The 9060-nt window shown below is 62.7% G+C and carries 21 protein-coding genes; 13 read left to right on the top strand and 8 right to left on the bottom strand.

The genetic code is table 11. The features are described from left to right. Positions 1–2 precede the first annotated feature (2 nt). The 3 genes from BLS34_RS12455 to BLS34_RS25465 are packed head-to-tail and all read left to right on the top strand — an operon-like array spanning position 3 to position 1070. Positions 3–389: a hypothetical protein gene (locus BLS34_RS12455; protein WP_093150750.1), complete on the top strand. Its 387-nt coding sequence runs from the start codon at positions 3–5 to the stop codon at positions 387–389. After that, a complete protein-coding gene (locus BLS34_RS12450; RefSeq protein WP_093150749.1) occupies positions 382–702 on the top strand; it encodes a hypothetical protein in 321 nt (106 codons plus the stop codon). Before BLS34_RS12455 ends, BLS34_RS12450 begins: the two co-directional genes overlap by 8 nt. Next, entirely contained in the window at positions 699–1070 is a 372-nt protein-coding gene (locus BLS34_RS25465; protein ID WP_139189288.1) for a hypothetical protein, read from the top strand. Before BLS34_RS12450 ends, BLS34_RS25465 begins: the two co-directional genes overlap by 4 nt. On the opposite strand, the gene BLS34_RS12445 is transcribed toward BLS34_RS25465, so the two are convergent. Continuing rightward, positions 998–1858, bottom strand: a complete 861-nt coding sequence (locus BLS34_RS12445) for a GIY-YIG nuclease family protein (RefSeq protein ID WP_093150746.1) — start codon at positions 1856–1858, stop codon at positions 998–1000. The genes BLS34_RS25465 and BLS34_RS12445 overlap by 73 nt on opposite strands. 12 nt (positions 1859–1870) lie before the next feature. Then, the gene (locus BLS34_RS26670; protein ID WP_281241207.1) at positions 1871–2005 is read right to left on the bottom strand and encodes a hypothetical protein; all 135 of its coding nucleotides are present in this window, start codon (positions 2003–2005) and stop codon (positions 1871–1873) included. 108 nt (positions 2006–2113) lie between these two features. On the opposite strand from BLS34_RS26670, the gene BLS34_RS12440 reads away from it, so the two are divergent. The 10 genes from BLS34_RS12440 (at position 2114) to BLS34_RS25445 (ending at position 5807) form a co-directional block, all read left to right on the top strand. After that, positions 2114–2308, top strand: a complete 195-nt coding sequence (locus tag BLS34_RS12440; RefSeq protein ID WP_093150744.1) for a hypothetical protein — start codon at positions 2114–2116, stop codon at positions 2306–2308. Between the two features lie 276 nt (positions 2309–2584). Beyond that, positions 2585–2764, top strand: coding sequence for a hypothetical protein (locus BLS34_RS12435; protein ID WP_093150742.1), 180 nt, complete (start codon positions 2585–2587; stop codon positions 2762–2764). Between the two features lie 22 nt (positions 2765–2786). Then, complete coding sequence (locus BLS34_RS12430) at positions 2787–3116, top strand: helix-turn-helix domain-containing protein (RefSeq protein ID WP_093150739.1); 330 nt, start codon at positions 2787–2789, stop codon at positions 3114–3116. 258 nt (positions 3117–3374) lie between these two features. After that, positions 3375–3533, top strand: a complete 159-nt coding sequence (locus BLS34_RS25895; protein WP_175474207.1) for a hypothetical protein — start codon at positions 3375–3377, stop codon at positions 3531–3533. Between the two features lie 351 nt (positions 3534–3884). Continuing rightward, positions 3885–4121 (top strand): hypothetical protein, encoded by a 237-nt coding sequence (locus tag BLS34_RS25455; protein WP_139189284.1) that lies wholly within the window; start codon positions 3885–3887, stop codon positions 4119–4121. A 73-nt stretch (positions 4122–4194) separates the two neighbouring features. Further along, positions 4195–4755: a hypothetical protein gene (locus BLS34_RS25450; protein ID WP_139189282.1), complete on the top strand. Its 561-nt coding sequence runs from the start codon at positions 4195–4197 to the stop codon at positions 4753–4755. 19 nt (positions 4756–4774) lie between these two features. Continuing rightward, positions 4775–5062: a hypothetical protein gene (locus BLS34_RS12420; protein WP_093150736.1), complete on the top strand. Its 288-nt coding sequence runs from the start codon at positions 4775–4777 to the stop codon at positions 5060–5062. A gap of 21 nt (positions 5063–5083) precedes the next feature. Further along, entirely contained in the window at positions 5084–5293 is a 210-nt protein-coding gene (locus tag BLS34_RS12415; protein ID WP_093150733.1) for a hypothetical protein, read from the top strand. 14 nt (positions 5294–5307) lie between these two features. Next, complete coding sequence (locus BLS34_RS12410) at positions 5308–5529, top strand: hypothetical protein (RefSeq protein WP_093150731.1); 222 nt, start codon at positions 5308–5310, stop codon at positions 5527–5529. 11 nt (positions 5530–5540) lie between these two features. Then, complete coding sequence (locus tag BLS34_RS25445; protein WP_139189280.1) at positions 5541–5807, top strand: hypothetical protein; 267 nt, start codon at positions 5541–5543, stop codon at positions 5805–5807. 784 nt (positions 5808–6591) lie between these two features. On the opposite strand, the gene BLS34_RS12405 is transcribed toward BLS34_RS25445, so the two are convergent. From BLS34_RS12405 to BLS34_RS12385, 6 genes are read right to left on the bottom strand one after another with little or no spacing between them, the layout of a single operon-like run. Continuing rightward, positions 6592–7299 (bottom strand): hypothetical protein, encoded by a 708-nt coding sequence (locus BLS34_RS12405; RefSeq protein ID WP_093150728.1) that lies wholly within the window; start codon positions 7297–7299, stop codon positions 6592–6594. Further along, the gene (locus tag BLS34_RS12400) at positions 7289–7666 is read right to left on the bottom strand and encodes a DUF1353 domain-containing protein (RefSeq protein ID WP_093150725.1); all 378 of its coding nucleotides are present in this window, start codon (positions 7664–7666) and stop codon (positions 7289–7291) included. The genes BLS34_RS12405 and BLS34_RS12400 overlap by 11 nt, the downstream gene beginning before the upstream one ends. A 4-nt stretch (positions 7667–7670) precedes the next feature. Further along, positions 7671–7841 (bottom strand): hypothetical protein, encoded by a 171-nt coding sequence (locus BLS34_RS25890; RefSeq protein WP_175474206.1) that lies wholly within the window; start codon positions 7839–7841, stop codon positions 7671–7673. Further along, the gene (locus tag BLS34_RS12395; RefSeq protein WP_093150723.1) at positions 7834–8049 is read right to left on the bottom strand and encodes a hypothetical protein; all 216 of its coding nucleotides are present in this window, start codon (positions 8047–8049) and stop codon (positions 7834–7836) included. Before BLS34_RS12395 ends, BLS34_RS25890 begins: the two co-directional genes overlap by 8 nt. Before the next feature lie 17 nt (positions 8050–8066). Beyond that, positions 8067–8642, bottom strand: a complete 576-nt coding sequence (locus tag BLS34_RS12390) for a pesticin C-terminus-like muramidase (RefSeq protein ID WP_093150720.1) — start codon at positions 8640–8642, stop codon at positions 8067–8069. A 22-nt stretch (positions 8643–8664) separates the two neighbouring features. Next, positions 8665–9018: a hypothetical protein gene (locus BLS34_RS12385; RefSeq protein WP_093150717.1), complete on the bottom strand. Its 354-nt coding sequence runs from the start codon at positions 9016–9018 to the stop codon at positions 8665–8667. Positions 9019–9060: the final 42 nt, after the last annotated feature.

The following is a 9060-nucleotide window of genomic DNA, read 5'->3' as shown; positions in this document are numbered from 1 at the left end:
CGATGCTCCCCACGATGCGGGATGAGTTCCCGATTGATGACCTGCCCGTCGGCCTGCAAGCGGCCCTGGTCAACTTCGACCACTACCGCCAGCAGTTCGGATATGAGGCGGCCGACGCCATCGCCCAGGACAAGTGGGGATGCCCGGCAGTCAAAAAGGTTTTCAGCGGGCTGCGTAAGATCAGCCTGCGCGGCATGACCCGGATCGCGACGAAGCACTCGCACGTCTGCCCGGTCTACTGCCGCCAGCACAGCGACACCCTGCGCTCGCTGTCCGGCCTCTTCTACTGGACCGGTCCGGCCGAGGTGCGGCGCCGCCTGCTGCTCCTGGCGTGGCGCAAGGGGCGGTATCCGGCTCGTCAGATGAACGAAGGAGGTGGAAATGGCTGATTGGCGAGACAGTCGCCCGCCTTTGAACCAGGAAGAGATCGACCGCCTGTTGGCTTTGGATGAGGAACGCGACGGTGATCCGATATCAGGCTGGAGCTTCCCGAACCGCTCCCGGCGCGCCCCGCTGTTCGGCTTCCTGTGGTGGCGGATCGACCGAGCCTACCGGCGCGAGTTTACCGAGTACCTAGCTCGCCGGGTGCGTCGGGCTATCGGCTTCCAGATCAGCGACCGGATCTTCATTGGAATCATGATCGGCGATGGCGAGACCGTAAGCCCAACCTCTCGTCAGATGAACGAAGGGGGTGAGCAGTGACCGATATAGCGCGCGACCTCCGTCACCTGGACAAGAGCCTGCCAGCGCCGACCCAGCGCACGCCAGAGGTCATGGAGCGCTGGCTCAGCGACATCACGGAGTGCCACCGGACTGCCGCCGACGAGATCGAACGGCTAACCGAAAATATCAAGCGCCTGACCGCCAACCCGGCCGATCACCGGTATTGGGAAGGACGCTACCGGGACGAGGCCGCCGATAACGACCGGCTGCGGGATGCGCTGGAGAGCTGCATTGACAGCCTGCACGGCGAAGGCATGTACGCCCCGGAGGATGCCTACTCGTGCTTAGGCCTCAAGTTCGGCGGGGAGCCGGGAGAAACGTCCGACACCTCGGAGGAATCCCGGTGACGCTCAACGTACTTCTCCCACTCGGCGGGGTACGGGGCACCCGCCTGCATCAGCGCCCGGTACTCGTAGACCGAGGCGCGGTGCGGCACCGGCTTAATCTCCCAGCCCAGCGCGGCCAGCTTCGGGTCACGCATGATGACCGTCACCGGCACGCTGTTCCGAAGCTGCTCACCGATCCATTCCCACTGTTCGGGCGTGATCGACGGACGGCGACCGGGAATACCCGGAGCCCCCATTTTCTTGCGCGGCTTCCGATCCGGCGGTGGTCTTCCTTGGGCCTTTTTCCTCCCACCAAACTTGCGCCACATGGTCATCGGGGTCACGCCGTAAGCACTGGCGATTTCCTCGTTCGTCATTCCCGAGTTCAGCCAATCAGCCCGCGCAAACTCCAGCAGCGCCGGGGGTATGCGATCTGGCCGACCAATGGAAGCGCCCGAGAGTTTGGCAGCAGCATAGGCTTCTTTGAGCGCCTGTATTCGCTTTGGGTCTATGCGAAACGGCGGCTTCCACCCACTTGCTATGCGCTCGGCGGCCTCGTGAATGGCAGAAATCGCCCGCTCAGCAGAGACGTTGAACCACTCTCCGTGTTGTCGGTGCTCATGGAGGAGAAAGTGGGCGCCTGCTTCGACCGATTTTGCATCGTCCATCGGCGCAGCATGGAGGACACGAAGAGGATAGGGCCAGTGAGCGCGAAAAGCGTCACACCGGCGCTGCGGGTTCTTCGACATGCCAACTTTAACCGGCAAGTCCTCGTGCCCTATGACGTATACGTAATTCGTGCTGTCCATGCGCTTTGTCCATCATTTCTTCGCTCGACGGCGGGCGGCGATGTGGCGCCGGAGACCATCTTCGATCTGGTCGGTAAGAGTCTCGCCCTCCGCGCGGACCTCCTCGGCCCCCTCGATCACGTCGGCCGCGATCTTCCTGTGGATCATGACCCCGTCCTTTTTCGGGCGACCGCGCTTTTTCATGTACATTTTATTCCTTGACGGAGTGGGATTTAATGTACATAGTATACCTATCAACGCACCGGGAGACAAGCCATGACCACCTACATCGTGACTCTTCGCTTCGAGCACCCCGCGTGGGACGAAATTAACGGCATACCCTACGAGATTGATGCCGAGAGCAAGCGCGATGCGATCAAGTCTGCGCGGCGGAAGGCGGAGCGCGACGGCCACATCGGCGCGGGGGCCATGACGGGGCGCACCTGGTTTAAAGCGGAAGCTCAGGTTTGACCCTTACTAGCGCCCGGCCAAGGTCGGGCGACGGTAAGTGCCAGACCACAAACAACGGAGCACCGAGCAATGAAACGCTGCGAAACCTGCCGCTTCTGGGACACCTCGACGGAAAGCGCGCACGCCGAGCCTGACACCACGGCGACGTGCAGACGGCGGCCTCCTGCCGTTGATGATCGCACCGGTCTGGCTATGTGGCCGATGACCCAGGATTCAGACTGGTGCGGCGAATGGGAAAGCGCGGTGGTAGCCGCTTAAGGACATAGGGGCACGGACATGACTGACGAGGAACTGGAGCAACTCGGGTTGGCGTTCGACCGGCTGGAGAACGTGACAACGATGCTGATCAACGGCGCAAGCGTGGGAGACGACATCCACGTCCTGGCTCTGCGCAGCGCTCTCCCCGAGATCGTTGAGCAGATGCGGCCGATTGTCGAAAGCGTTAGCGCCGACTGATTCAGAACAACGGAGGCAGGGCATGGCCGGCATCAACACTGTCGATACATCAGGCATGGCGCTGCGCATTCGCGACTTGCGAAAGCAGCATCGCCTAAGCCTGGATGAAGTGGCCCGCCGTGCTGGATGCTCCAAGACGCATGTATGGGAGCTAGAGCAAGGGCGCGCGGTCAACCCCACACTCTCGACCGCTCTTTCAATTGCCACGGCCCTCGGGGTGTCGCTGGATTATCTGGTCGGGATTACAGCGGGCAAGCCGAAGGTACCGGCGCATTTGGCAGTGGCGATCGGAGCCGTCATGGATGTAGCGGAAGCCGCTTACGAGCGCGGCAAAGCCGAGAGTCAGACATAGGAGGCAGGACATGCCAGGACCAGTCAGCGACACAGCGCCGTCCTTACCGGATCGGATGCGAGCTTTTCAGGGGCCAGAGGCGGACGAACTTCGCGATCTTGCGGACAAGATGGACGCTGCGACCGCAGGGTTCTACGGCGAGCCCCAAACCCACACGGTCCAGCAGTTCGTCGGGGCCTGGGCGCGTGCCCGTCGCCGGTGGTGCGAGGTCACCGGCGAAGAACTGGTTTGAGATTCAAAACAACGGAGGCAGGGGCCATGAGCATCGACGCACAGGCCAAACTGATCGCCGGGTTGGCAGAAACCATGAGCGATCGTGATTGGGCGGACAACACGCTCCGACGGTGCGCCATGATCCGCGAGGCCGTGAAGGAAATTGAACGCATCGCCACTCAACGCCTGGGCGGCGAGCGATAACCGACGAACAACGGAGGCAGGACCGTGCGTGGCTCAAAACACCACTACGAACTGACAGACGGCGTTGGCAAATGCTCGGTGCCGATGTGGCAGTTTGGGATGGAGTGCTTCTGCGATAAGCCCGCCTTTGGTGAGCGCCCTGAAGTCCCGATGTTCAGGGATGGGTACACCGGAAGGATGTTCCGTAGTGACTTCAAGTACGACGGGTACGTGCCGGGCCTTGCCTGCCCCGCTCATGGCGGCCCGCCGTGTCCCGGCATCGAGATTGAGCCGGGCGTGTTTTCCGGGTGCGCCGCCTCGCAAGGTGACTGCCCGACCTGTGGACAATGATTCAGAACAACGGAGGCAGGGATGCACGAACCGAAAGATGACGCAGCGCGCATCGCTAAACGCCTTAGCCATCGCATGGTCGATCATCTGCGCCGTGCGGCCGACCCCGATGGTCTGACAAGATCAAACGGCAACTCAACCCTGCGCGCGCTGTTGGAACGCGGGCTGATAGCGGAGAGCGAAGACCAGCCCGCGAACACCATGCGCACGACTTGGGTGCCGACCGAGCTAGGACGCCGCGTGATCGCGGCAGCCTGACAACCGATGGCCGAGAAGATCACAGCCATCACCCCAGACGAAACTGACTGATTCAAGACAACGGAGGCCGACCATGATGAACATTCCCGAAGGTGCATCTGGGGACTGGTCCATCGAGCACTTTGAAGTGACCGAGGATGGCGCCAGATTTCACAATCTTAGAGCAGCGTTCAGTCCTGGATCTCGCACAATACGGCCGGGTCGGTACACTGCTCTCAAACGCCGTGGGCGGGTAATCATGTCGGACGTTCCGGCAGAAATTCGCGACCACGGCTTCTTTATCCACCAAGCGTCAGGCCGCGTCCTGATTAACGGGCTTGGACTGGGGTACTGCACAACGAAAGTTCTGGAAAAGCCTATCGTCACAGAGGTCACGGTAATTGAAAAGTCACCCGATGTGATTGCTCTGGTGGCGCCGCACATATCGGACGCCCGCCTTACTGTAGTCGAGGCAGATGCTCTTTCTTGGAGACCGCCCGTTGGCATCCGATACGACGCTGTATGGCACGATATCTGGGATGACATTTGCGCCGATAATTTGGAGCAAATGAAACTGCTGCACCGCCGCTACGGTCGTCGCTGTGACTGGCAAGGTAGCTGGGCGCGGTCGCTCTGTGAGCGTCAGGCGGCTTAATCGGACATAGGAGGCCGCCGTGCTGGAGGACATGAAAATCACCGACTGGTCGCGCAATCCTGCCGATCCGCAAGCCTACTCCGGCGGCTTGATTGAGATGCCCGATGGGTCGTGGATCGACCCTGCACGGATCACCCGTGTCGTGCCTCTGGATCGATCCAACGAGTTCAAGATTGACGCCATGCCGCGATGCGTCGTGCACCTTGGCGAGCACGATCTTGTCGTAATCGAGTGCTCCGATTTGCCGGGAGCTAAAGACCTCGCGCGGTGGTTCGCTTTGATGGCGAACACCACCCGTCGCGGATAACCGGAAAGGGAGCACCGGCCGATGGAGCCTGCACTGTCCAAACTGAGCCCGCTCGCACAGCTTGATTTGGCGCAGATTGAGTTCGACCAAGCTGTGCTTGCCGCTGACGCTCCCCGCATCCGACGAACAGCAGCTCTCTACGGCGCGCTTGCTCGACAATACTACGGATCGAGCGACGAGGCCGCATGCATCTATCGTCGGATCGCGGCCGTTCTCCACGACACTCAGTAAGGGATCGAAGGGCCATGAGAACGCTGTATCGCAATGCAGATGGGAGCGGCCGGCTGGAACTACTCGAACGCTTTGATTTTAATCTGGTGTTGGAGATGCGCGCCCATCGCGAAGGCAAGACCGCCGCTTTCGGGCATGTGTGGCGGCGAGATAACCGCGAGGACATCCAGGCCGCGAAAGATCTCAGCGAGGCGATCGCTCAATGGGCGGCCTTCCACGAGAGCCGACTGACATAGGGGCAGCGAGCATGGAACAGCATGAAATCGACTGTTGCTGCGCCGAGATCCACCTCAGGGATTCCATGCGGCTGCGGCACGCCGCGGCGATGATGCGTTGTGATCCAGATCTGTCACCGTTGCCGCCCGATCAAATGGTAGAAGCGTTTCGTGAAGCGCGACGCATCAGGACTGAAATGCTTCTCACGGCTTCTGGCTTTACGATTACCGACGATGCTGGGCCGATAACCGCCGAGCAGTGGCAAGCCCTATTCCGTAAGGATGCCCGAGATGCTTAGCCGACCAACATTCAACTCGATAGACGTTATACCCACTAAAGGCCGTGGCGTGACGTTTACGACTTTTCTAGACCGCGACACATATGATTTTTCTCATTTAATCGACAATGAAGTCGAGATCGACGGCGTTGTTTATCGTTGCATTGGTATTGAAAGGCGGTCTCACAGCGGACTGCATCGAATTGGCGAGCCGATTGGTATCTTAGTCCCGTTTGCAGAGGCGGGAGACAGAGGGTTGGAGGAATGACGCAGCACACTGAGAGTGCACCGCGCCTCAGCCGCCGGTTCGTGACCGTAGGCCTGGCCGCGGCAACATGGGTCGCCTGCAGGGCTGTCGAAGAGGTCGTCTTCGACACCGCCAAGGATCTGGTGACGCCTGAGCGCGTGGCCGAACCTTTCGTGGGCAACGACATCATGGCGCTGTTCACGAAGTATGCGTCGCGATCGCAGATGGAGGCCTTCCGGCGCTGGGATGCCGGCGAGGACGTGGTCGATAGTCTGGGGGAGATTTGCGAGGACCGGAGATACGCGGTCATCGACTTTTCGAACTCGACAGCAGTCTATAGCCGCGTGGGCGAGAGGCTGTCAGTCCTGAACCCCGGCACGGTGGGAGCGCCTGTCGTAGATGCGCCTACGCCGGAGTATGGCCGCTTTGTCTACAGCCGGGCCTTGGCTGTTCGTATGTCGGGTCGGCCGAGCTTCATGTCGTGCGCCGGCCGCCTTCCTGGTCGATCTGGGCTGGTGTCCTACGCCGCGCTGATGCTGCCGTCGGGCGCCCATGTCGTCAGCATAGGGCAGCCGTCAGCGCCTGCCGCAGGTGATCGGGTGACTGCACGCCGAGATGGCCGAGCACTGGATCCTGCTGGCCAGGGACTTGCCATCTGACACCAGCGGCCAGCGTAGGCAGGCGATAGTGCGGCTGGAGGTGGTCGACCTGCACATCCCGGAGGATCGTCACGTATGCCGCTGGCTCGCCCCACAGACCGTTGGCCAGCGCCTTGTTCATGAGCGGCGTGATCGGCAGCAGCCACTTCGACAGGCCTGATCCGTCCTTGCCACGGTCGGCGGGGTCGAACACCGCCAAGTTGCCGGAGAAGACCACCGGCCCGCGGATCCTCGCTGCTTCCCGCGCTGCATCACCTTCCAGCCGGATCTCGTGGCCAGCAGCATCCATGCCGTGGGCGTCGTTGACGAACTCGCACAGATCGGCCGGCGCCGTCGAGTAGAGCAGCGCTCCACCGGTGGCTCGCGTCCGGCCGCTGTCGTCCCGCCAGTCGACCCAGAAGCCGGCAGCACCGCCCTCGGCAGTCGGCAGCCACCCGGGGAAGCCTGGGGAGCCGCCGTGCAGCTCCTTGAGCCGCTGGCGATCGTTGGTCAGCGACGGCACCACCCCGAACTCTCGCAACCCTTCGCGCTCGATGTGCTCCAGGAACCGCGCCTCGATGCCCCGCGGCTCCTCGCCGTCGGCCTGGCTGTAAAGTCTACTCGTCACGGTACATCCTTCCCCCGCCGATTCTTACGGCGGCGTACATGATCCATGTCTTGATGGGGCCGACACCGCGCAGGCGGAGTGCCTCGCGGAAGACGCGGTCGGCTTCACGGCGGGTGAGGCTCGGGAAGGTGGCAGCGCTGGCCCGGGTGTAGAGGTAGTCGTGAACGACGGCGGCCTTGGTGTGGTCGCCGTCGACGGAGACGTACCAGCGGCCGAACCAGGGGATGCTGGCGAGATCAGTGGTGAAGCCGGCCGGCACCTCGATCCACCACAGCAGCCGAGCGGACCAATAGCGGAAGCGCGCTTGCACCTCCCACTCTGATCCGTTCAGCTTTCTGAGGACGAGTTCGTCGGGGAAGCGCTCCACGACGTCAGCCCCCGAAGATCACCGAGTTGATGATCGGTGCGACAGAGAGCAGCCAGTCCCGGATTTCGGGAGAGACCGCGCCGCCACACGCTGCCACGAGAGCCAGACCGCCGGCCGTAGCCTTGCCCGGGTTGGCGGCCATCCACGCCTTCGCGCGGGCGATCACGTCACTCATCGCCGGACTCGCAGTAGATGACCTGCTCGCCGGCAGTCATCAGGTCACGGGCCTGCTGCTTACCCTGCTCGGTGATGCCCAGGCAGTAAGCGGCGCGCACGGCTCCGACTGCGGCAACGCCCACATGAACCGCCGGCGGGATAGCAGCAATGCCCGCGCAGCCTTGCAGGCCGGCCGCCAGGACGGCGGCCAGAAGCACCTTCTTCATGATGTCCTCCAGGGTGTTTAGGGCACCAGGACCGGTGCCAGGTGGTCGGCTTCCTTCCGGCGGCGGGTTTCATAGGCGTCGCCGAAATTCATGAGATTCGCGTGAGCCTCGGCCCACCGGCCGTCGGTGACCTGCCGCCAGAAGTTCGGGGTTCTCGAGGAGAGCGCCGGGCCGTATTGGAATGCCACCGACGTCACCACCGTGCGGCAGGGCTCCGGCAGGGCGTTCCACCGCAGAGAGCCGGCGGCCTTGGCGGCGCTGTCGTAGCGGCTCTTGACCGCATCGACGATGTCACCGCGGATGCAGTCGGTCAGCATGCGGGCGTCGTCGGGAGAGAGGATCAACGGCCGGTCGCGGGCAAGCTGGAGCGCCGGCCAGCCACGGATGCCGAGATACGGACCCACCGCATCGATGATGTGCTGCGGCACGCGCCGGCGGCGGAGCTGCTCCACCGTCCAGTGACCGAGATCCACGCCGGACCCGATTGTGACGCCCGACATACCCAGCGGGGCGCCGCCGGAGACCGGGACATAGCCGGTCGTCTCGAAACCCTCCAGGGGCTCGATGAAACTCCAGTCGATGCTGGGCAGCATGACGCGCTCCGATGTGGTGGTGCTACAGGTCCCGGCGGCCTTCGATCCACCGCTCCAGGCGAGCGCCCAGGCCGGTGATCGCAGCCTCGAGCTTTTCGAAGCCCCGCTCCATGTGAGCGGCTGACGCGAACCGTGATGCCGCGTCCAGCTTCCAGGAGTTCAGATCATCGTGGAGCGTCTTGATCGCCTCTCGATGCTCGCGCCGGCAGGCCTCGGACTCCGCATGGCGGGCGCGGGCTTCCGCTTCGATCTTCTCGTGCAGCCGCTCCACCTGGTGGCGTTGGCGGTCTCGCAGATCACGGACCCACCAGATGAGTAAACCGCCAAGCGGGATTGCCCCCCAGCGCAGCAGCTCCCACAATGCCTCAAACGTCATCGGCCTCTCCCCAGAGGTCAGTGCTTGATCTTCCCGGCCGGG

The sequence above is a fragment of the Thalassobaculum litoreum DSM 18839 genome, assembly GCF_900102465.1.
Lineage (GTDB): Bacteria > Pseudomonadota > Alphaproteobacteria > Thalassobaculales > Thalassobaculaceae > Thalassobaculum > Thalassobaculum litoreum.
The sequence above is the reverse complement of the archived record's forward strand: the minus strand, read 5'-3'. Positions and strand labels throughout refer to the sequence as shown.

What these genes read in the sequence shown, in the direction of transcription:
- BLS34_RS12440 (WP_093150744.1), top strand. Translation starts at nt 2,114, where the DNA reads ATGACCACCTACATCGTGACTCTTCGCTTCGAGCACCCCGCGTGGGAC.
- BLS34_RS12445 (WP_093150746.1), bottom strand. Translation starts at nt 1,858, where the DNA reads ATGGACAGCACGAATTACGTATACGTCATAGGGCACGAGGACTTGCCG.
- BLS34_RS25455 (WP_139189284.1), top strand. Translation starts at nt 3,885, where the DNA reads ATGCACGAACCGAAAGATGACGCAGCGCGCATCGCTAAACGCCTTAGC.
- BLS34_RS12385 (WP_093150717.1), bottom strand. Translation starts at nt 9,018, where the DNA reads ATGACGTTTGAGGCATTGTGGGAGCTGCTGCGCTGGGGGGCAATCCCG.
- BLS34_RS12455 (WP_093150750.1), top strand. Translation starts at nt 3, where the DNA reads ATGCTCCCCACGATGCGGGATGAGTTCCCGATTGATGACCTGCCCGTC.
- BLS34_RS12390 (WP_093150720.1), bottom strand. Translation starts at nt 8,642, where the DNA reads ATGCTGCCCAGCATCGACTGGAGTTTCATCGAGCCCCTGGAGGGTTTC.
- BLS34_RS12430 (WP_093150739.1), top strand. Translation starts at nt 2,787, where the DNA reads ATGGCCGGCATCAACACTGTCGATACATCAGGCATGGCGCTGCGCATT.
- BLS34_RS12435 (WP_093150742.1), top strand. Translation starts at nt 2,585, where the DNA reads ATGACTGACGAGGAACTGGAGCAACTCGGGTTGGCGTTCGACCGGCTG.
- BLS34_RS26670 (WP_281241207.1), bottom strand. Translation starts at nt 2,005, where the DNA reads ATGATCCACAGGAAGATCGCGGCCGACGTGATCGAGGGGGCCGAGGAG.
- BLS34_RS25890 (WP_175474206.1), bottom strand. Translation starts at nt 7,841, where the DNA reads ATGAGTGACGTGATCGCCCGCGCGAAGGCGTGGATGGCCGCCAACCCG.
- BLS34_RS25450 (WP_139189282.1), top strand. Translation starts at nt 4,195, where the DNA reads ATGATGAACATTCCCGAAGGTGCATCTGGGGACTGGTCCATCGAGCAC.
- BLS34_RS12415 (WP_093150733.1), top strand. Translation starts at nt 5,084, where the DNA reads ATGGAGCCTGCACTGTCCAAACTGAGCCCGCTCGCACAGCTTGATTTG.
- BLS34_RS12395 (WP_093150723.1), bottom strand. Translation starts at nt 8,049, where the DNA reads ATGAAGAAGGTGCTTCTGGCCGCCGTCCTGGCGGCCGGCCTGCAAGGC.
- BLS34_RS25445 (WP_139189280.1), top strand. Translation starts at nt 5,541, where the DNA reads ATGGAACAGCATGAAATCGACTGTTGCTGCGCCGAGATCCACCTCAGG.
- BLS34_RS12410 (WP_093150731.1), top strand. Translation starts at nt 5,308, where the DNA reads ATGAGAACGCTGTATCGCAATGCAGATGGGAGCGGCCGGCTGGAACTA.
- BLS34_RS12450 (WP_093150749.1), top strand. Translation starts at nt 382, where the DNA reads ATGGCTGATTGGCGAGACAGTCGCCCGCCTTTGAACCAGGAAGAGATC.
- BLS34_RS25895 (WP_175474207.1), top strand. Translation starts at nt 3,375, where the DNA reads ATGAGCATCGACGCACAGGCCAAACTGATCGCCGGGTTGGCAGAAACC.